This window comes from Glaciimonas sp. GG7 (assembly GCF_052976905.1).
The window spans coordinates 49,671-70,341 of record NZ_JBRIIQ010000001.1; the positions used below are offsets into that span (position 1 = coordinate 49,671).

The window sequence follows — 20,671 nt, forward strand, 5'->3', positions numbered from 1 at the left end:
CATAGTGCAAGATCATCCAATTTCGTCAACTTTCTGCCACGATTTCCTCAGCCTCCACACGCGACTCTGCCAGTTTTATCTGCAATACTTTTTCCAGCTTCTCCATCTCTCGCTCAGGGTCCGTCCACCAATCGGTGGACCAGATCCGATGCAGCGTCCAGCCCAATCCCTCCAGCACCAATTGCCGCAAACGATCACGATCTCTGGCGGTGGGCAGTGAATGATAGGTCGCCCCGTCACACTCAACGCCGAGCAAAAAGGTCCCCGGCTGTTGCGGATGGACCACGCCGATATCGAGCCGATAGCCGGAACATCCGACTTGCGGATGCACGATCCAGCCGCGGTTGCGCAAGGCGCTGATGACTTCCACCTCAAACGGGCTGTCCGGTTCACGCCCCGTTGGCAGCGATTGTTCTGCGAGTGCCCGTGCGCCTTTTTGTGCAAACTCCAGATAATTTTTCAGATCCGTCACGCCGGTCGAGCGGGTGCGGGACAGATCGATCTCTTCCGGTCGGATTGAACTGACGATCGTCACGCCGACCCGCGCCCGGGTGATGGCTACGTTTAAGCGACGCTGTCCGCCCTCCCGATTCAACGGTCCAAAATTCATCGGCATCCGGCCCGCTGCATCTTTGCCGTAGGTAATCGAAAACAGAATCAAATCGCGCTCATCGCCTTGGACGTTTTCCAAATTTTTGATGAACAATTTTTCCGGGCCATGCTCGGCGATGCGCTGCTCTAGTTCTGGTGCTTTACGCAACTCAGCATCGAGTAAGGTTTCGATCAGGCGTTGCTGGGTCTGGTTAAAGGTCACCACGCCCATCGTTAAATGGCGGCGATCATCATCCGCAAAATGGGCGACGATGGCCGCTACAATCGCATCCGCCTCGGCCCGGTTAGTCCGACTGCCGCCGCGATCATAGACACCGGTGACCAACTGCAAACGCACGGCCTGATCTTGGGTGACCGGCGAGGGAAAGGTAATTAAGCGGGCGTCGTAATAGCGATGATTGGAGAACGTAATCAAACTTTCGTGACGGCTGCGATAGTGCCATTCCAGCCGCAACGTCGGCAGACCCGCGCCCAGACATTCATCGAGGATGCTTTCCAGATCGTGGACATTGCCCTCCTCGCTATCCTGATCATCGTCACCGTCGGCATCGGCGCGGGTAAAAAAGCTGGTCGGCGGCAATTGTTTGGGGTCGCCCACCACCACCAATTGCTTGCCACGTGCAATCGCACCGACCGCATCCCAGACCAAAATTTGCGAGGCTTCATCAAACACCACCAGATCAAAGCTGGAATGCGCCGCGTCCAGATACTGCGCAACAGACAGCGGCGACATCAGCAAGCAAGGCTTGAGCTTGGGCAGCAACGTCGGAATCCCGCGCACCAGTTTGCGTACCGGCAAATGGGCTTTTTGCTTGGCGAGCTCGCGCAGCACCAAACCCATCTCGGCGTCCGGCTTTTGATTGGCCTCCACCTGCGGGACGTTGCCTGCCAGTACCGCGTGCAGGTATTGCTCGGTGAGCGTTTGAAAGCGTGCATCGCTGCTACGAAACTCGCGGATTTTTCGATCATGGTCGGCGCTGGAAAAGTTGCGTAGCACCGGCTCCTGATCGGTGACGAGTTTGAGCCACCAGACTTGATATGAATAATCGACGTATGCGGCTAAATCATTGAGCGCGATACGATTCTGTTCAATCGCCTGCACCACCCCAGACAGGCCAGCATCCACCGCCTGCTTGCGCAATCCGCGCCATTTGCACCAATTGCGCAGCCTGCGATGCTGCCCTTGCCATCCAAGCAATACCGCACGGATACGGGTGGGCAGACCGGCGGTATGCACGGCTCCGGCGAACTCGCCACTGGCATACTCGGTCACTTGCGCACGCTTGAGGGTAAATTCACGGTAAGTATTTTTAAAGTCAACCAGTTGTAACGCCAACGCACCGTGCGGACCCAGGCTTGCGCGTTGCTGGCGCACCAATTGGCGCAAGCGTGGCGCTAATGCCGGATCGGCGTCGGTCGCCGCAAAACGTGTCATCGCTAATTCAAATTGCGGCCCCCATTGTGCGTAACGGACGACGGCAAGCCAATCGGTTTGCGGACCTTGATATTCACTTCCTAACCATGTTGTAGCTTGTGCATCGACAAGACGCAGCGCCTGATCGGCTTTATTCAAGCCGCACAATGCGTCAAGCGCCGCCGGTATCGATGCTGCTGATGGCCGTTGCTGGCTATTCGTATACAACGTTAATTGTGCCGTCACGCTGCGTGACAAAAACCGGCTCTTGGGCCACCACGCTTGCTGAGCGCGACGCCAGGCTGCTGTCAATTGCGTACCATCTGCAGCAGAAATGTCAGACGTAAAACCTAACGCCGTCAGTTTTTGCGCACACAATTGCCGCAACTCGCCATGTTCGCGGAGTTGATGGAGTTCGCTGCGGCAAGTCGCATCATCGCCATTGGCGACGATACCGACGGGTATATGCGGCACTTGCAACAAGACATCGATCAGCCCATCCAAGGCCTCCAACAATGCTTGCGACGGCGCGCCCAAACTGAGTCCGAAGACGGGCTCGAGCGCTTCGCAAGCAAGCTGTAATTGTTCAGATGCGCGATCAAGCTCGGTGCATGTTGTGAGCAATTTTTCTTCCCACGCATTTGACCATTCAGTATGACAAACCAAGTGCAGCGGATGTGCTTGCAGCGGCCCCAGCTCCTCCACGACGACTTGCATTGCCCGCACCAATTCGCGCAGCGCATCCAGCCCGGCGCGGTCGTGGGTGTCGGGATCGGTCCACGGCATGGTCGCCGGCACCCAACGCTTAGTGTGCAAAATCGCGCTATCGGTCGCACCGCGCACCGTCAAGCCATGCGGATAAGGGCGATGCAAGGCTTGCACCAAGGCGTTCAGATCGGACCGCAATACAGCCAGACGTGCTGCCTCGCGCTGCCAGTCATCGGCGGTGGAATGGTGCGCGACGTTCATCGCCGTGCGCAGCTGCTCTAATACTTCGGATTTTTTCGCCTTGGCGGAATGCAATTGCAAACAAAACGGACCAAGCCCAATCGCATTCAAGCGCCGTTGCACGACATCGAGCGCGGCCATTTTTTCGGAGACGAACAGAACGGTTTTTCCCTGCCCCAAAAAATGCGCAATCAAATTAGTGATGGTCTGCGATTTACCGGTTCCCGGCGGCCCTTCGAGCGCAAAATCATGCCCCGCCCCTGCCCGGCTAATCGCATTGAGTTGGGACGAATCGGCCAGCAATGGCGTGAGCAAACTCTCCGGCGCGTGACGCACATCCATGTCATCGCGCCGCACGATATCGATGCCGTGCCCCATGGAGACGCTTGAGCGCTCAATGAGGTGATTGACGACGCGATTTTGTTTAAGCTGCGCGCTGCGGTCCTGTAAATCCTTCCACATCAAATATTTGGTGAACGAAAATATTCCCAGATAGACGTCTTCCAGCACTTCCCAACGCGGTATGGCATTGATCGCTAGCCGGATGATTTGCCAGATTTTGGTGACATCGACGCCATTCCCATCCAATGGCAAGACGTCTAATCCCTTGATCGATATCTGAAATCGTTCACGCAGCAACTGCAGCAAGGTCGGGTTAATGATAGTTTCATCGTCATGGCGCTTGATCGAATAACCGGTCCGTACTGATTGCCGCGTCAATGTCACCGGCACGAGCAGAATCGGCGCAAGCAAGGTTTTCTCTGCACGTTCATCCTCGGTCCAGCGTAAGAAGCCACACGCCAGATACAAAGTATTGGCACCGCCTTCCTCCAGGCCTAGCCTTGCTGCGCTGTAAATTTCATACAAATGCGCATCGAGTTTTTTAGCGTCAGCATTGGCTAACAGTTCGCACATCTGCATCGCTTGCAACGCCGCCGCACCGAGCGGGTCTTCGCCATTGCGACGCATCGCGAGCGCTGCCACGCGGGGATCGTCAGGATTGACCGCATCCATGACCGGTGGCAATGGACGGAATTTCCATTCTTTGCCGTCCGATAATGCATCTTCTAATTGACTCGGGTTCGGTACGCGCAATGACAACATGACCTTGGTCGGCTTGAAATTAATCAAGCGGTTGCGTAGCGTCAAATCGAGCAATTTGGATTTCCAGCGCGCCAGACGGCCATCGGCGGTATCAACGGGCGCATCGTCATCGATCACGATTGCCGCCGTATCGAGCGGCGGCAGCACTGGCGGTGGTTCGATACCAGGGGCGACATCGACTAAGGGCACTTGGTCGGATTCTGCTCCTGCTGGCAAGCGCGACGGCAAAGGCCGGATCTGCTCCATGCGCGCACGCTTGATATCGATGGCGAACAAAAAGGCATCGTCGTCTTGCAATTGCTCCTGCCCGTTTTCGCACGCCAGACGCAACGACGGCAATGGTCTATGGGTGAGCAGCGTGGTTTCAAACACTAGCAGCTCGCCACTGGCAACACGCTTGCGCACCGCCTGACCGTCATCGAACACCGCGCTTGGCAGGGTGGTATTGATGAGCCAGCAACCGACTAAAGCATGGCCTTTTTTAATGATCACCAGCGGATTAAGCCCGGCCTGCTCCATGCAGGACACCAGCAACATCGAGGAATCCAGACAGGTCACCATGCGGCTGCTGAGTATGCGATCCGGGGTGCGAATTTTTTGACCATCATTGCCAAACGACGCCGCTGGCGTGATGTAGCTGAGTTTGAGTGCGCCGATGGCGTTATAGATCGCCGAAATCTGCGCCCAGGCATCATCCCGATTTTTCGATTGATAACCGTTGAGGCTCTGACCGGCCCCGGCTTGGTGCAACTGCTCGCCGCACTGGGCCATCAAACCATCAATGGCCGGATTGTTCGGCAGCGAAAACGCCGCCAGCAACTCCGGCAACGCCCGCGTGCCAGCCCATTGGTCGTAGGCCAGCACGTCTACCGGGTGCTCGGCCTGCGCTACTGCGATGTTGTTGGCGCGTACCGCAATGATGACGCGACCGCGTTCGGCTTCGTTTAATTCGGCCAGATAACGGTGGACGATTTTCAGGTCGATGGTATCGATGCGGCGTGTTGCGTGCGCGTCGAGTTGGGCGAATCGCAGCCGCAAGGGATCGGCAAATGGTGGATCGCAATGGATGACGATCTCGATATCGAGCAGCGGCTCGGCGCTATGGTTCTGGATCGACAGGCTGCGAATTAAGGGAACGTTGTTTTGATAGGAGGCGTAGTTGACTGTGGCGTCAACTTGCGCTGTGATCGTAATATTGGGTGGGGATAGTGGTGCTTGATCAGTTAGTTGATCGACCTTTAGGCAGGCCCGCTCTGATTGTTCTGACTTCTGCGACACTGCATCACCTGCTTTTGTGGTCCGGCGCTTGGCTACAGCGCAAGGGCAACATCATACCAATCCGGATACAAATATGCAGGGGCAATTAGTGTGTGATCTTGAGAATTTTTAACTTGAGGGTATGTGATGCCTGGAGGGTGGACAACGCAATGTTGCCATCGAGACTTAATTGATTATCAGCGCCGGAGGACGGCGCGATCTACTTCTAAAAAAATGATTTTAAGATCAGTGTGGCGGTACCGGCAACAATGAGTCCTAACATCCATTTAAGCAGTGTCATTTCACCCTTGACTTCCTTGATATCGGCACTTAACTCAAGCTTTACTTCCTTTATATCAGCACCTAACTCAAGCTTCACTTGCTTTAAATCAGCAGCAAACCTCAACTCCATTTCCCTTAAATCATTCTTGCTGGCAACTTCGCTACCATCATACGCGTCACGCACGGCCGATGAGATTGCCTCTGCCTGCACTTCCGGCAGGCCGGTTGTAGTTAAGGTCTTAATAAATTTATAGGTATCAAAAGTAAGAGTCGACATGCTGAAAATCTCCTTGACGGCAATTATAACGAAACCTTTTTCGCTCTCGCGCAAACGCGAGAGAAAGTTAAGCGTTTGGCTAATAATTGATTTTTCATCTTGAGAATATCGCTCGGAGACACCGATCATCCATTAATGATGATGCGACCAATCACCAGTCGGTGACGCCAGATATCCTTCAACAGCATCCTTTTGTCCGGTTGCGTGACGTTTTAATTCGCCGCATTTACAGATCCCTTGATACGGCTGGATATGCGAGCAAGCGGAGACTTTTTGTAAAAATACCTGTACCGGCTTGGTACATTTTGCGCATTTAAAAGTGAGCGTACGGGATGGTTTGTTGGACATGTTTTTTTCCTTGATTTTATTGAACGGTAAGACGCCACAGCGAGGTCACTTCTGCCGCACGGGCGGCGTGTAGCGGGTCGGTTTCATCGGCGGCTTTCGGATGATGCGGCTTGACATCCATACGCCCGATGACGCTCAGACCGGCCTCTGCGATCCATGCCAATAATGTTGCGCGTGGGCGCAGCGTCAGGTGTTCGGCCAGGTCGGAGAGGATCAGCCATGCTTCGCCGCCGGGTGCAAGATGTTCTGCCACGCCGCTCAGAAAGCCACGCAGCATCCGGCTGTCAGGGTCATAGACGGCGTATTCGATGGGTGAGTTTGGGCGGGCTGGCAGCCACGGCGGATTGCAGATGATCAGGGCGGCGCGGCCCGGTGGAAACAGATCGGCCTGCACGACGTCAACTTGTTGATCCAAGCCAAGCCGGGTCAAATTTTCTCGGGCGCAGGCTAAGGCACGCGGGTCTTGATCGGTTGCGATGATGCGGGCAATTCCCCGGCGTGCCAGCAGCGCGGCCAGCACGCCGGTGCCGGTACCGATATCGAAGGCTAAAGTTGTCGTTGGCAGCGGGGCTTCTGCTACTAAGCCGATGTATTCGCCACGGACCGGTGAATAGACACCGTAATGAGGATGAATGCGCGCCCCTAGCGCGGGAATGTCGACGCCTTTTTTGCGCCATTCGTGCGCACCGATCAGACCGAGTAACTCGCGCAGTGTGGCAACGAATGGACCAGCGGCGGGGCCGTAGGCTTCGAAGCAGGCTTGCTGCACGTCGGGCGCACGGCGTAGCGGGATGCTGTAATGTTCATCAAACGGCAGCAACACCATCGCCAGCGTGCGTGCGCGTTGTGATTGGGCCTGACGGTGAAAATTAAAAACATCGCCCGGTGTCGTCGCTTGCTTAGGCGGTTTGCGGTCGGTGCGACGAGCTAGCGCCTGCAACAGTTGCCGGGCGTTTTGAAAGTCACCGCGCCAGAGCATTGCCGTACCTTCAGAGGCCAGACGAAAAGCGACGTCCGCAGTCATGCGGTCGTCGGCAATTACTACGCGTTTTGGTGCTGGTGCGCCGCTTTCTGAATGCCAGCGGCAGGAACGCGGTTGGTCGTCCTCGACCCAATTAATTAGTGGAGGTTGGCTCATGATTGCGCCTTAAAAATGATATTGGTATTAATGTTGATTTTTTTCTTGAATGTTCACATCCCGTTCGCCCTGAGTAGCGCAGCGTATCGAAGGGTTTTTGCGTCAGCGATAACTTCGATACGCCCTTGCGGGCTACTCAGTCCGAACGGTTGGCGGGATTACGGCAAATCAGCAACAACATCAAAACCGTTCATAGCCCAACAAATACCGCCATTGCCCAACTGGCAAGCCAGCCATCGGCACGCGCCCCATACGGATACGCTTCATGGCAACAACTTCCAGTCCGACTTTTTCGCACATATGTGCGATCAGGCCACGCGGCGGTGCTTTGAGAGGAAAGCGCAAACGGGTTTCATTTTGCCAACTGACTTTGATCGGCGGCAACGGTTTGCCACTGAATTTCAGGCCATGACTGAGCAGTTGCAAGCCGTCTGGAATGATGTCGCCGCACACTTCGACGATGTATTCCTGCTCGATTTTGGCGGCGTCATCGACCAGTTTTCGGGTAACTTTCCAGTCTTGCGTCAGTACCACTAAACCGCTGGCCTGAGAGTCCAGCGGGCTGACCAAACTTAAGCCAGCCAGATGCTGCTTGAGAAAACGCAAACCTGAGCGATCTTCTGGCAAGCGCTTATCGGGGCTCAGCAATTGGGCAATGACCGAGGCGGCATCAAGCGCATCGGGCACCAACTCAATACCGGCAGGCAAATGCAACAAAATGGTGACAGGATCGACCGGTTGCAGCACGGCATTGGGCAGCAACGCCACTTGCTGTTGCGGCAGGACGCGGTAACCGGCCTCCTCAATGACGACGCCGTCCACTGTGACCCAGCCGCCCTGGATATATTGCTCGGCCTCGGTGCGGGAACAAGGGACTGCGTCAGCGAGATGTTTAGCGAGGCGAACGGATTCGGTCATCGAGATTACTTATTACCGTAAGGCGATTTAGCACGACCATGAAACTCTTCTGGCCGCGATTTGTTCTTGGTCTCGAAAATTTTCTTGGCGTCCAGCACGGCGTTCTCTTGCGTGCGCAGTTCGGGATGATCGTCGTGTAGGGTGAAGAAATCAGCGGCTTGTGCGCGCATGACGTGCTTGATGGCGGCGGTGTCGGTCTGTTCGTATTTTTCAGTTAACAGGGTGGTGACTTCGTCCAGATATTCTTCGTAGGTCATTGTCATGATGTAACTCCAATCAGTTGCTTAATTATTTCTTGAATCAAATAGGGCGGAAAAGCATTTTGCTCCCCCGCCCTACTGTATGCCTATTTTATCGCTGTGTTTTGCAGCTAGAAAATACAGCCCATCCACTTAACCAACCCAAGTCCGCGCATTACGGAACATCCGCATCCACGGCGAATCTTCGCCCCAGCCTTCAGGATGCCAGGATTGCTGCACGCTACGGAATACCCGCTCGGCGTGCGGCATGAGGGCGTTGAAGCGACCGTCTGCGGTGGTGACTGCGGTAATCCCTTGCGGCGAACCGTTAGGGTTGTACGGATAAGCTTCGCTGACCGTACCTTTGTTATCGACAAAACGCATGCCGACTATGGCCTTCTCGATATCGCCGGTTTGCGAGAAATCAGCAAAGCCTTCACCGTGCGCAATCGCAATCGGCGTTTGCGTACCGGCCATGCCTTGCCAGAAGATCGAAGGCGATTCTTCGATTTGCACCATCGAGAAACGGCCTTCGAATTTCTCCGATTTATTGCGGGTGAATTTCGGCCATGCTTGAGCGCCGGGAATGATGCCTTTTAAATTGGCAATCATCTGGCAGCCGTTGCAAATGCCCAGCGCAAATGTGTCGCTGCGGTTGAAGAAGGTTGAGAACTGTTCAGCCAGTGCCGCGTTGAACAAAATAGTCTTGGCCCAGCCTTCACCTGCACCCAATACGTCGCCGTAAGAAAATCCGCCGACCGCAATAAAGGCTTTGAAATCATCCAAGCGCGCACGTCCGGCGATCAAATCGCTCATGTGCACATCAACGGCGGTAAAGCCGGATTGATGCATAACGTAGGCGGTTTCAACGTGGGAATTGACGCCTTGCTCACGCAGAATCGCAACCCGTGGTTTAGCGCCGACATTAATAAACGGCGCTGCCACGTCTTGCTGCATATCGAAGGTTATTTTTGGTGTGATACCCGGGTCAAGCGTGTCGAGAATACGGTCGTATTCCGCATCCGCGCTGGCTGGATTGTCACGCAAACGGGCGATGCGCCAGCTGGTTTCGCTCCACAGACGTTGCAGCGCAATACGCGGCTGGTTATAAATGGCTTTAGCGTCGCGGGTGAATTCGATCACGTCGCGTTTATCCGGCTTGCCGATGATGTGGCTGCACGCGCCGAGGTTGTAGCTGCGCAGCACGTTCATGACGTCCGATTTTTGTTCGGCACGGACTTGAATGACGGCGCCGAGTTCTTCGTTGAACAAGGCGCGCAAGGTCATTTCATTGCGGCGTTCCGAGATTTGACCGACCCAGTTTTTAGAGTCGCCCCAATCTGCGGCGTGCTCGCTTTCCATCGTCAGGATGTCGAGATTGACGGAGAAGCCGACGTGACCGGCAAAGGCCATTTCGCACAATGTTGTGAACAAGCCGCCGTCCGAACGATCGTGATACGCGAGTAATTTATCTTCGGTATTGAGTTGTTGAATGGCGTGGAAGAACCCTTTGAGGTCTTCGGCGCTATCAACGTCGGGCGTTTCATTACCAATCTGCTGCATCACTTGCGTCAGAGCGGATGCACCCATGCGGCCCTTGCCACGTCCGAGGTCGATCAAAATCAATGCTGTATCGCCAGCATCGGTACGCAATTGCGGCGTCAGCGTGCGGCGGACATCGGTGACCGGCGCGAAGGCGGAGACGATGAGCGAGACCGGCGAGGTGACCGATTTATCGGACCCGTCATCCCTCCAGGTAGTGCGCATCGAGAGCGAATCCTTACCGACCGGAATACTGATGCCTAGCGCTGGACACAATTCCATACCGACGGCTTTGACGGTATCAAACAAGGCCGCATCCTGCCCCGGTTGACCGCAAGCGGCCATCCAGTTGGCCGACAATTTGATATCCGACATATCTGCGATCGGAGCGGCGGCGATGTTGGTCAGCGCTTCACCGACGGCCATGCGGCCTGACGCTGCGGCGTTAATGACGGCTAGCGGCGTGCGCTCACCCATCGCCATCGCTTCGCCCAGATAACCCTCAAAACTCATCGTCGTGACAGCGCAATCGGCTACTGGAATTTGCCACGGCCCGACCATTTGATCGCGCACCGAAGTCGCGCCTACAGTGCGGTCGCCTATCGTAATCAAGAACGATTTATCCGCCACCGTTGGCAATTTCAAGACGCGCTGTGAGACTTCGAGCAAATCCATGCCGGTGAGATCAACGGCGGGCAAGTTGGCGGCCACGCGCTGTACATCGCGGTGCATTTTTGGCGGTTTGCCAAGCAATACATCCATCGGCATATCGACCGGATTGTTGTTGTGTTGCGGATCGATGACCTTTAATTGACGCTCTTCGGTTGCCGTGCCGACGACGGCAAACAAGCAGCGTTCACGCTGGCAGAAGTATTCAAACAGCGGCAGGCTCTCAGGCGCAATCGCCATGACATAGCGCTCTTGCGATTCATTGCTCCAGATTTCTTTCGGGGCCATGCCGCTTTCTTCCAGTGGTATCTGGCGCAAATCGAAAATCGCGCCGCGCTTGGCGTCGTTGGTGATCTCCGGGAACGCGTTCGACAAACCACCGGCGCCGACGTCATGGATCGACAAAATCAGATTGGCGTCGCCCATTGCCCAGCAAGCATTAATGACTTCTTGTGCGCGGCGTTCCATTTCGGGGTTGCCGCGTTGGACTGAATCAAAATCCAGATCCGCCGTATTCGTGCCGGTGGCCATCGAAGAGGCTGCACTACCGCCCATGCCGATGCGCATACCGGGGCCACCCAATTGAATGAGCAAACTGCCAACCGGCAAGGCATTTTTAAACGTGTGTTTGTCTGAAATACTGCCGATGCCACCAGCAATCATGATCGGCTTGTGATAGCCGTGAACTGTACCGGCAACGTTTTGCTCGTAGGTACGGAAATAGCCGCCTAAGATCGGGCGACCAAATTCATTGTTAAACGCAGCTCCGCCCAGCGGTCCGTCGATCATAATTTGTAACGGTGAAGCGATACGGTCTGGTTTGCCGTAAATGGCTGTACCGTCTTTATCGGCAGCCGTCACAGAAATTGTCACGTCAGCCATGTTTTCCCATGCTTGCTGCGCCTCTGGCAGCAACAGATTGGAGACGGTAAAGCCGGTTAAACCTGCCTTAGGTTTGGCTCCGCGCCCGGTTGCGCCTTCGTCGCGGATTTCACCGCCGGCTCCGGTTGATGCGCCGGGGAAAGGCGAGATGGCGGTTGGGTGATTGTGGGTTTCAACCTTCATCAAAATATGCGTCAACTCTTCTGAGGCTGCATACACATTCCCTTCGGCAGCACCGCGTGCATAAAAGCGCGACACCGTTGCGCCTTCGATGATGGACGAATTATCGCTATACGCCACGACTGTGCCTTGCGGGTGCAATTCATGGGTATTTTTAATCATCGCGAACAAAGATTTGTCCTGCGCCTGACCATCAATGGTCCAGTCCGCATTAAAAATCTTGTGACGGCAATGTTCGCTATTGGCTTGCGCAAACATCATCAACTCAACATCGGTCGGATTACGCTCGGCGCGGGTGAAGGCGGCCATCAGATAATCGATTTCGTCGTCCGACAATGCCAGGCCAAGCTCCGTATTGGCGCTCTCCAACGCGGCTTTACCGCCTGCCAGCACATCAATCGACGCCAATGGGGTGGCTTGTAATTCTCGGAATAAGTCGCCAGCCGCTTCGGCGCTGCGTAATACGGTTTCGGTCATGCGGTCATGCAGCAAAGCGCTAATGGCCGCAATGCTGGCGTCGCTGAGTTTTTTGACGCCGCCCAGTCCCAACAAACCGGTTTTCAGATGAATTTGATACGCAATCCCGCGCTCGATGCGCTTGATCTGCGACATGCCGCAGTTACGGGCGATGTCGGTGGCCTTGCTGGCCCACGGAGAAATCGTGCCAAAACGGGGAATGACAATGAACTCCTCGCCACCGGCTGCGCCGTCAAATGGATCGCCGTAAGTCAGCAATGCTTGCAAGCGGGCTACATCGTCAGGACCCAATGCGACAGATGCATCGACAAAATGATCGTAACGACCGGTAACGCCGGTGATATTAGGATCAATTGCGTGCAATTGCGATAAAAGACGTTGGGAGCGAAAAGCAGGAAGGGCATTAGAACCCGGCAAAATCAACATGGCGATATGGAGGGGGTGGTGCAGCCAGAAGCTGCGGGTTAAATCAGAAGCCGCATTATACAGCGTAGGGAAGGCGCTGGCGCGTGGGTTGCGCAAGCAAACGCATCCGCAAAAAACTGTCCAAATGAACGTTTGCCCTGTGATCGCCAAGAGCCTGCTCAAGAGAATACCTGCACATTGCAAGCGTTAAACCAAATAATTTATAGGCATTTTGTGGAAGAAACAGACGGAGATTGTTTGTAGACTTCGGCGCTCAGTTTTTGACCACCTAACGAACTTAAAAAATATTCTTATGAATCCGATCCCTAACAGCCCAGCAATTCCACGTGGCCAGCATGAGATTGTCACGCCAGAGACACGAACAAGCATCGTAACGGACAACGCCTCGTCAATTGCTTCGAGCCTCGCCAATGTAAGCAATCCTCCTCCGACAGAAACCGTCAACGGGCAGCCACCTGACAATGCACTATTTCAGGATCTTTTCGCACCAGTTCGCGAACCTGCTGAAAGCGTTGCAAACTACGCGACCTCCACACCGCAATTCAATATCAATTTAGCGAAGGCGAACAATGCAGCCCCGCAAAATAGCGGCACATTTCCTACATCAGGTCGGGGGAAAGTAATGCCTAAGATACCCGAGCCTACGGGACATATCAGAGACTTCAGGATTAATCCAGGAGCAGGATTCCAACACCAATATAGCTCCCATAAAGAGCCCACCCCAATAATCGCTCTTAAAAAAGAGTTTAATCCAGCTCCTGGAAGCACTATCAGCATGGAACAACTGCAAGATAATTTCCATGTTGATCCCACCCAAGAGCATCAGTGCGATCGTTTTGGGCATTACAAAACCAAACCAGTTTTTGAAAATATCGAAACTCTACTTAATCCGTTTATACAAAAAAATTCTGCTCAATTAATTAATATAGATAATAAGAAATCTGCAGTAACCGCTGAACATGCTTTTCAATATTGCAAACTAAATGGGTATTGTGGAGAAGTACGCACGTTTGTAAATTTTGAATGGGGGCATGGCACCCCGGCTGAACGGGTACAAGAGTACATACAAGATTGCACTAAAAAAAATCCGAATTACTTACTAAAACTACCTTTATTATTTGTTAAAAATGGCGTCGGACATATTGCTAAAATTACCTCATGGGTGGAAAAAAATCCTAAAACAGGTATTTCAAGTGATCATCACCAAATAACTACTTATAAAAAAGACGGCAGCATCGACAACAAGGCGTCTACCAATCTAACCAGTCTTAATGATTGCGACGAAATGTGGTTATACGAAACTAGAAAACGGTTTCCAATAAAACAGGAAATGCAAAAACCATCTATGCTTGACAGAATCAAGAAATTTTTGGATTAATATTATATTAAAAACAACCTCAACCAGAAAACTAATGAATTTCGATGAAAAATATTAAAATTCATCTTTTAATTAATTATCAACATTAAAATAATGGGGGCGATATGAGAAATAGTATATCAGCGCTATTTTTTATGCCGCCTCTATTTCATTTTATAATTTTAAATTTTCTAAAATTATATTCAAGTAAATTAGTAATTACTATCAATTATTTAGGTATTAAATGAAAGAAAATACTCTCAATAGCTAGTAAAGTCCACAACGGATACTTTAACAAACTAATGGAGTTTTAAATATGTTCTCTGCAACAAGACCCAACACCCTCCCAATACCGTCACGCCAATGTAATACCGTTACATCTTCGACAGGTCCGATAGGTCCGACAACAAGGGAAGCATCAACCTTAGCTGCCGGATTAGCGAACGCAAGCAATACTTTTTTGATAGCCCAAACCAACAAATCATACCAATTCGATGTGGAAAAAGACGCCACATCTGACGCTAATAAACAAGCACCCTCTCTTAATTTTTGCCTTAAACATACTGATCTGGCTGAAAAACCAGACAATGCAGACAATACAGTGCATTTCGACGATCTAATACGTCATAAAGCAATTAGTTTAGAAACGTTACAACGCACTCCGACTGTTAAACCTGCATATTATCAGGATGATCCTTATTCAGAAAAAGCTTTACAACAGTTTGAGAAAAATAAAGTTTTTAAAGTTCCGATGGCCACATTAGCCTTTTTGACGGGAAAAGAAACTGATGAATTAAATAGTATAAGCGATCTAACACAGAATTCTAAATTAACTGCAGACGATATTGTTAAATTTCTAAAATATAATCAATACTATGGGAAACCAATTCCGTTTGTGGTGCATAAATCGGATTTATCAAAATCAGGAAGAGAAATTACAACTGATATGACTGAATCTCCGGATATACAAGTGTATGACTATCTTTTGAAAAATACGGTAAGGGATCCAACTAAAGCATTAGAATTGCCACTTTTGTATGTAAAAGAAGGTATTGGAAATATTGCAGTGGTTCAAGCATGGATTCCAAAATATATATACTCAAATGGAAATAAAATAGAAAACCATGAAAAAATTATGAAATGCAAGTTAATCAACTTTGAAGATAATGACGTTATAGACCATAGTAGAGCACATGCAATGTATATTTTACGCGATTGCGAACAAGTAAACTTATACGATACCGGCATACGATTCCCCCCGCTGGAATATTAATCACAATAATAAAATGCATAAGTATAATGAATGAGTTTGCAAAAATATAATTAGTAATATTGACTGGATTAAATATGGCGCACGCTCTTAATCCGGTCAACTCTAACTATGGTCTATATCTCAACAACTTCTCACAGTTAAGCAAGAACGTCCCCTGTCCCAGAGCAGGTAGTACGACAAAAAGGCGCTGCTACACATCAACAGTTATATGGTCTTTTTATTATCTATATCTCTGTTTGAAAGCACGCGGGCTAATGCCTTTCGCCCCACGAAACTGGCGATTGAAATGGGCCAGGTTGCGGTAGCCCGACTCTTGGGCTATCACACCGATCGCCTTGTCAGTCTGGATCAGTTGCTGGCAAGCGCTGCCAATGCGCAACTGGGTAAGATACGCCGTCACTGTCAAATGGGTATGACGTTTGAAGAAGCGATGAAAAGCTCCCACCGATAAGGCTGCGCGCTCGGCTAACAATGTCACTGGCAACTCCATCGGGAAATGTGCATGCATATAATCCAATACCCGCCCCATCCGCTGGCGTTGTATATCCAATGCGATGGAAGCGGATGCCACTGATGCCAACGGTTGCGCCTGCGCGTCTTGCGCTAGCAACAGCAGTAGTTCCAGCAGTAGCGGCAAGCGCTGCGCCGGGGCAAGTTTTTCCAGACGCAGCATTAAGGGTCGGACACTGGTCGCTGTCTCGGCCGAGAACTGCAATCCCCTGTCGGCCCGCTTGCCTAGCTGTAACAAGCCGCCCAGTTCCGGCAAGCTGGTTTGCAACTGCACTAACCAGTCTCGCGAAAACCAGACTACCACCGCCAGCATCGGCTGCTCGGGCGCGATCCGTTCGCTGGCCGACCAGGTATGTGGCAAATTCGGCCCAAGCAGTACCAAATCACCATCGTTGAAGTCCGCCAGATGATCGGCAACATAGCGCTGGCCGCGTGCATTCAAGGTCAGGGTGAGTTCGAACTCGGGATGGTAATGCCAGAGAAACGGTAGCTCAGGCAGTTCGCGCCACAACAACTGCCAGGACTGGCCGGGTGACAGAGTGAGATGTTCGTATTGCGGTCGCATTCTGATCTTTCGAAAGATAATTACGTCAGAATAGTATTAATAACGGAGTGTTGCAGCGAAATCATTGCGCTTCTGTCGTTAGAAAATGGGTTTCAGTCATCCGCTGCCTATAAAACCAATCAGGAGATATATATGCAACAACCTCATAACAAGCAACGCCCAAGCAACCCATCCGTGCTCTACCCCGATCAGGAACAACTACGCGACATCCAGAAAACGTTGCCGCTGCGCGTGTTGTCGGCTAGTGACTTTCTATATTGGCAAACCTATGGCTACGTGATCGTTAAACAAGCTGTCAGCATGGAGCAAGTGCAACGTACGGTGGATTTCCTGTGGGAATTTCAAGAGATGAACTGCAACGCACCGGATACCTGGAACCGCGCCCAATTACGCGATCACGAAATGAAAGAGCTCAACGGTTCTGGCATGGTCGAGGCCTATCATCACCAGACCTTATGGGACAACCGGCAAACGCCGCGCATCGTTGATGCCTTCGTCGATATTTGGGATCGCGAAGACCTATGGGTCACCCTAGACCGCGCCAACCTGAACACACCAAACCAAGGTGCGCGGCGTTTTGGCGGCTTTATCCACTGGGATGCCGACACTTCGCTCGAACCGCTACCGGTGAATGTTCAAGGTGTGCTGGCGCTGTCGGACACCACACCGGAAGGCGGCGGCTTTCAATGCATCCCCGAACTGTTCCAGCATTTTGAAGAGTGGCGCAAGAGCGCACCCAAGGACCGCAATCCGTTACGCCCGGATGTGGACTCGCTACCGTGGAAATTACAGTTCGTGCCGATGCAAGCTGGTGATCTGCTCATTTTTAACAGCTTGCTGGCGCACGGCATCCGTCCTAATACTTCGACCGATCAGGTACGGCTGGCGCAGTACATCGCCTATACACCGGCACGGGAAGAACAAACGCAATTGCGCGATTGGCGGGTGGCGAGTTGGGCGCAACGGACGCCGCCGGACGGCTATGCGTTTCCTGGCGACCCGCGTGAATGGGAAAACACACGCTATCCGTTGGCACAGTTGAGCGAATTGGGGGAGAAGATTTTGGGCAAGAAATCTTGGTAAAACGCGGTGACAAATAATGTCACGCCAACACCGTCTCTCCTTGCCGCTTTAAAAATCCCTCAACACAATCTTTCCAATCGCATGCCCCGCCTCCAACGTAGCGTGCGCTTGCCGCAGGTTGACTGCATTAATTGGCGTCAAAACCTGCCCTACCGTAGTAACAAGAACTTTACTGTCTATCAAACGGGCGACTTCGTTCAATAAATTGCCCTGCTCTTGCATGTCCGGGGTCTGAAACATCGCACGTGTGAACATGAATTCCCAGACGAAACCGGCGCTTTTTGTCTTGAGGAGATCGATCTGCAACGGTGCTGCGTTTTCGACTATGGTGCAAATCGTGCCTTGCGGTGCGATGACGGCGGCAGCCGTTGGAAAATGTTGATCGGTATCGTTAAGGATCAGGACGTAATCAACCGTCGCCAATCCCAGTGCTTGCAATTGCGCTGGGATATCGCCGAAGTGGTTAATGACATGATACGCGCCTAGTTCACGCACCCATTTTTCAGATGCTGGACGCGATGCGGTTGCGATCACGGTCAGCTCGGCAACTTTGGCGGCTAACTGAATCGCAATGGAGCCTACACCGCCTGCGCCACCTATCATCAGGATCGTTTTAGCAGGAGCGGGATGCAAAGAGGTCACCACGTGCAAGCGGTCAAATAAAGCCTCCCAGGCGGTGATGGCGGTTAATGGCAATGCTGCGGCTTGTGCAAAATCGAGCGTCAATGGCATGTTGCCGACGATGCGTTCGTCGACTAATTGATATTCGCTGTTGCTGCCAGGGCGCGTGATGTCGCCTGCATAAAACACTTTATCGCCGACCTTGAACAGGCTCACATCCGGGCCTACCGCTTCTACAATTCCGGCGGCATCCCAGCCTAAAACACGTGGCACTGATTCAACTTTGTCCTTAGGCGCACGCACTTTGGTGTCTACCGGATTGACGGCGATGGCCTTGATGTTGACCAGTAAATCGCGGCCTTGCGGCACTGGCTTGGGTAGTGTGACGTCAAACAGGGACTCCGGATGATCGATCGGCAAATAGTGGGTTAATGCAATGGCTTTCATGGGCGATCCTTGGAGTGAAGATTGAATGGCAGATCGGCAGGCGATTTGCTGGGAAGGGGCAATTTTTTAATAGGGATGGAAGTCATCAACAAATGGGGGTAGCACGCTGTGCCACCCCTAAGCCGCTCATTATGCGCGTTTGGCATGCTTTATTTTATGTACGGCCTGTTTTTGGCCTGCATCAACATATCACCCCCACTATTACTGTAATTTCAACGTCCAATCCTGCAGTGCCACCAACATCTTCTTAATAAATTCACGCGTAGGTGCATGAATCAGTGTGCCAGCACTATCGAAGCGATCGGCAGCGCTCCCGATCATCACTTCCGGACCATTCAACATTTTTAAATCGAGAAATACTGCGATCTGGCGCAAATGATATTGGGCGCGGGCGCTGCCGAGTGCGCCCGGACTGGCGCCCATGATGGCTGCAGGTTTACCTGCGAATGGTTGCTCCGGTGGACGCGAGGCCCAGTCGATGGCATTTTTCAATACACCGGGGACCGAATAGTTGTACTCAGGCGTGACAAAAAGAATGGCATCTGCGTTACGAATTTGCTGGCGAAAAAGTTCTACCACTGGCGGAAAGCCTTGCGCCTTGACGTCTTCGTTGTACAGAGGAAATTGGGAAATATCGGCTTGCGTAATATTGACACCGTCGGGCGCCAGTTCGATCGCGGCGCGTAATGCCGCCGTGTTGAACGAGCCATGGCGCAGACTGCCGGAAATACCGAGGATGTTGATTGCGGAATTACTCATGTTGTTGCTCCTTTAAAATGACAACGATTTAAAGATAGAACACACCACACTCACTCGCCCAACAACTCAGCAATAGGCGACAAGCCCTCCACATGCTCAGCGATGACTTTGATGATGACTACCATCGGAATACCGATCAACAAACCGGCAATACCCCATAACCATCCCCAAAATAGCAGCGCGACAAATACCGCAGTGGGATTCATTTTGGCAATTTTTCCGGTCATCCAGGTGGTCACTAAGGTGCCGACGATCGTGGCAATCCCCAGCGAGATACCCACCAATAACAGCATCATGGAAAAAGTCCCGAACTGCATGAAGGCAGCCAGACCGGTGGCGATAGCGATCAATAGCGACCCGAAGTACGGAATGATGTGCAATACGCCGCCGGCGACCGCCCATGCACCAGCGTTATCCAACCCGATGAGTCGAAATGCTATCCACATCAGCAAGCTCAATAACATATTGGTCACCAACAGCATGAACATGTAATGTTGAATCGCGGTATTGATCTGATCGAGAATGTGCACGGTTACTTTTTTTTGGCTTAATGTCGGCCCCGTTAGTCGGACTATTTTTCGCTTAAAGGTATCACCCGATTGCAACAAGAAAAACACCAGAAACAGAACCACCAGCACCTGTCCCAGAAAACCTACAGCGCCTAACGAGCCGGCCAGTAACCATTCGCTCAGTTTAGAGACCGGCGTAGGTGCACGCAGGGTTGGTTGACCGCCGGTAGCTTTCGCAATTTCGTTGGCTGCTGCCTGCATTTGATCTATCGTCGTTGGCTGGGTGCCACGCAACTTGGCAAGCCCTCTGGATAATTTATGCGAGGCTTCCGGTAGCTGCTCCATGATCGACTGAAACTCACCTCGCAAGGCGTTGGTGACGACTACGCCGCCGCCGAGGATGGCTGACAGCACAATGGCCGTAGCGACCACTCTTGGTATTTTTAAGCGCTGCAACCAGCCCACGACAGGACTGAGCGTATAGGCGAGAAAGATACCAAAAACCAAGGGCGTCAAAAATTTTTGCGCCCATTGCAGGGCAAAAATAAATACGATGGTCGTCATCATGGTCAATCCTGAAATGATCGGCTGAGAAACTGGCGCAACAGCATTATCAGGATCGTCGACGCGCGCTTCCGTGCTTGCTGCATCGAGAGCGGCCTCAGGTTTGGCGTCGTCGGGTTGGCTATTGTTTATTTGCATGGCGTGACCCACCTGATCGGCCCCTTTAAAAACTGGGGCGATGACACATTATCTGTCCACAATTAAGGATATTCAACGTTGCGGTCGTCAACCTTCATGCAAAGCGTTGCATTGATTCAAGGTATGATTCTG

General features: G+C 52.2%; 14 protein-coding genes. 3 read left to right on the top strand and 11 right to left on the bottom strand.

Annotation, left to right across the window (positions count from 1 at the left end; genetic code table 11):
• Nucleotides 1-25: 25 nt before the first annotated feature.
• From ACVBEF_RS00225 to purL, 7 genes are all read right to left on the bottom strand, one after another.
• Nucleotides 26-5,356 carry a DUF4011 domain-containing protein gene (locus tag ACVBEF_RS00225; RefSeq protein ID WP_447121927.1) on the bottom strand — a complete coding sequence of 1,777 codons (5,331 nt, stop codon included), beginning with the start codon at nt 5,354-5,356 and terminating at the stop codon, nt 26-28.
• 205 nt (nt 5,357-5,561) lie between these two features.
• The gene (locus tag ACVBEF_RS00230; RefSeq protein WP_447121928.1) at nt 5,562-6,023 is read right to left on the bottom strand and encodes a hypothetical protein; all 462 of its coding nucleotides are present in this window, start codon (nt 6,021-6,023) and stop codon (nt 5,562-5,564) included.
• Between the two features lie 3 nt (nt 6,024-6,026).
• A complete protein-coding gene (locus ACVBEF_RS00235; protein WP_447121929.1) occupies nt 6,027-6,242 on the bottom strand; it encodes a hypothetical protein in 216 nt (71 codons plus the stop codon).
• A gap of 16 nt (nt 6,243-6,258) precedes the next feature.
• Nucleotides 6,259-7,380, bottom strand: a complete 1,122-nt coding sequence (locus ACVBEF_RS00240; RefSeq protein ID WP_447121930.1) for a methyltransferase — start codon at nt 7,378-7,380, stop codon at nt 6,259-6,261.
• A 180-nt stretch (nt 7,381-7,560) separates the two neighbouring features.
• Complete coding sequence (locus ACVBEF_RS00245; protein WP_447121931.1) at nt 7,561-8,298, bottom strand: rRNA pseudouridine synthase; 738 nt, start codon at nt 8,296-8,298, stop codon at nt 7,561-7,563.
• A 5-nt stretch (nt 8,299-8,303) separates the two neighbouring features.
• The gene (locus tag ACVBEF_RS00250; protein ID WP_447121932.1) at nt 8,304-8,561 is read right to left on the bottom strand and encodes a hypothetical protein; all 258 of its coding nucleotides are present in this window, start codon (nt 8,559-8,561) and stop codon (nt 8,304-8,306) included.
• 129 nt (nt 8,562-8,690) lie between these two features.
• Nucleotides 8,691-12,713, bottom strand: a complete 4,023-nt coding sequence (gene purL, locus ACVBEF_RS00255; RefSeq protein ID WP_447122087.1) for a phosphoribosylformylglycinamidine synthase — start codon at nt 12,711-12,713, stop codon at nt 8,691-8,693.
• 292 nt (nt 12,714-13,005) lie between these two features.
• On the opposite strand from purL, the gene ACVBEF_RS00260 reads away from it, so the two are divergent.
• Entirely contained in the window at nt 13,006-14,091 is a 1,086-nt protein-coding gene (locus tag ACVBEF_RS00260; protein WP_447121933.1) for a hypothetical protein, read from the top strand.
• Nucleotides 14,092-14,386: 295 nt separating this feature from the next.
• The gene (locus ACVBEF_RS00265) at nt 14,387-15,343 is read left to right on the top strand and encodes a hypothetical protein (protein WP_447121934.1); all 957 of its coding nucleotides are present in this window, start codon (nt 14,387-14,389) and stop codon (nt 15,341-15,343) included.
• A 220-nt stretch (nt 15,344-15,563) separates the two neighbouring features.
• Here the strand turns inward: ACVBEF_RS00265 and ACVBEF_RS00270 are convergent, their stop codons facing one another.
• Entirely contained in the window at nt 15,564-16,418 is an 855-nt protein-coding gene (locus ACVBEF_RS00270) for a helix-turn-helix domain-containing protein (protein ID WP_447121935.1), read from the bottom strand.
• 132 nt (nt 16,419-16,550) lie between these two features.
• Between ACVBEF_RS00270 and ACVBEF_RS00275 the strand changes: the two genes are divergently transcribed.
• Nucleotides 16,551-17,501: a phytanoyl-CoA dioxygenase family protein gene (locus tag ACVBEF_RS00275; protein ID WP_447121936.1), complete on the top strand. Its 951-nt coding sequence runs from the start codon at nt 16,551-16,553 to the stop codon at nt 17,499-17,501.
• 48 nt (nt 17,502-17,549) lie between these two features.
• On the opposite strand, the gene ACVBEF_RS00280 is transcribed toward ACVBEF_RS00275, so the two are convergent.
• The 3 genes from ACVBEF_RS00280 to ACVBEF_RS00290 all read right to left on the bottom strand — a co-directional run bounded on the left by ACVBEF_RS00280 (nt 17,550) and on the right by ACVBEF_RS00290 (nt 20,539).
• Nucleotides 17,550-18,569, bottom strand: a complete 1,020-nt coding sequence (locus ACVBEF_RS00280) for a zinc-binding alcohol dehydrogenase family protein (protein WP_447121937.1) — start codon at nt 18,567-18,569, stop codon at nt 17,550-17,552.
• Between the two features lie 201 nt (nt 18,570-18,770).
• Entirely contained in the window at nt 18,771-19,328 is a 558-nt protein-coding gene (locus ACVBEF_RS00285; protein WP_447121938.1) for an NADPH-dependent FMN reductase, read from the bottom strand.
• Between the two features lie 50 nt (nt 19,329-19,378).
• Nucleotides 19,379-20,539, bottom strand: a complete 1,161-nt coding sequence (locus tag ACVBEF_RS00290) for an AI-2E family transporter (RefSeq protein ID WP_447121939.1) — start codon at nt 20,537-20,539, stop codon at nt 19,379-19,381.
• Nucleotides 20,540-20,671 lie beyond the last annotated feature (132 nt).

Bases quoted from the DNA above. Each gene is read 5' to 3' on its own strand.
- ACVBEF_RS00230 (WP_447121928.1), bottom strand. From the start codon at position 6,023: ATGATCGGTGTCTCCGAGCGATATTCTCAAGATGAAAAATCAATTATT.
- ACVBEF_RS00235 (WP_447121929.1), bottom strand. From the start codon at position 6,242: ATGTCCAACAAACCATCCCGTACGCTCACTTTTAAATGCGCAAAATGT.
- ACVBEF_RS00240 (WP_447121930.1), bottom strand. From the start codon at position 7,380: ATGAGCCAACCTCCACTAATTAATTGGGTCGAGGACGACCAACCGCGT.
- ACVBEF_RS00245 (WP_447121931.1), bottom strand. From the start codon at position 8,298: ATGACCGAATCCGTTCGCCTCGCTAAACATCTCGCTGACGCAGTCCCT.
- ACVBEF_RS00250 (WP_447121932.1), bottom strand. From the start codon at position 8,561: ATGACAATGACCTACGAAGAATATCTGGACGAAGTCACCACCCTGTTA.
- purL (WP_447122087.1), bottom strand. From the start codon at position 12,713: ATGTTGATTTTGCCGGGTTCTAATGCCCTTCCTGCTTTTCGCTCCCAA.
- ACVBEF_RS00260 (WP_447121933.1), top strand. From the start codon at position 13,006: ATGAATCCGATCCCTAACAGCCCAGCAATTCCACGTGGCCAGCATGAG.
- ACVBEF_RS00265 (WP_447121934.1), top strand. From the start codon at position 14,387: ATGTTCTCTGCAACAAGACCCAACACCCTCCCAATACCGTCACGCCAA.
- ACVBEF_RS00270 (WP_447121935.1), bottom strand. From the start codon at position 16,418: ATGCGACCGCAATACGAACATCTCACTCTGTCACCCGGCCAGTCCTGG.
- ACVBEF_RS00275 (WP_447121936.1), top strand. From the start codon at position 16,551: ATGCAACAACCTCATAACAAGCAACGCCCAAGCAACCCATCCGTGCTC.
- ACVBEF_RS00280 (WP_447121937.1), bottom strand. From the start codon at position 18,569: ATGAAAGCCATTGCATTAACCCACTATTTGCCGATCGATCATCCGGAG.
- ACVBEF_RS00285 (WP_447121938.1), bottom strand. From the start codon at position 19,328: ATGAGTAATTCCGCAATCAACATCCTCGGTATTTCCGGCAGTCTGCGC.
- ACVBEF_RS00290 (WP_447121939.1), bottom strand. From the start codon at position 20,539: ATGCAAATAAACAATAGCCAACCCGACGACGCCAAACCTGAGGCCGCT.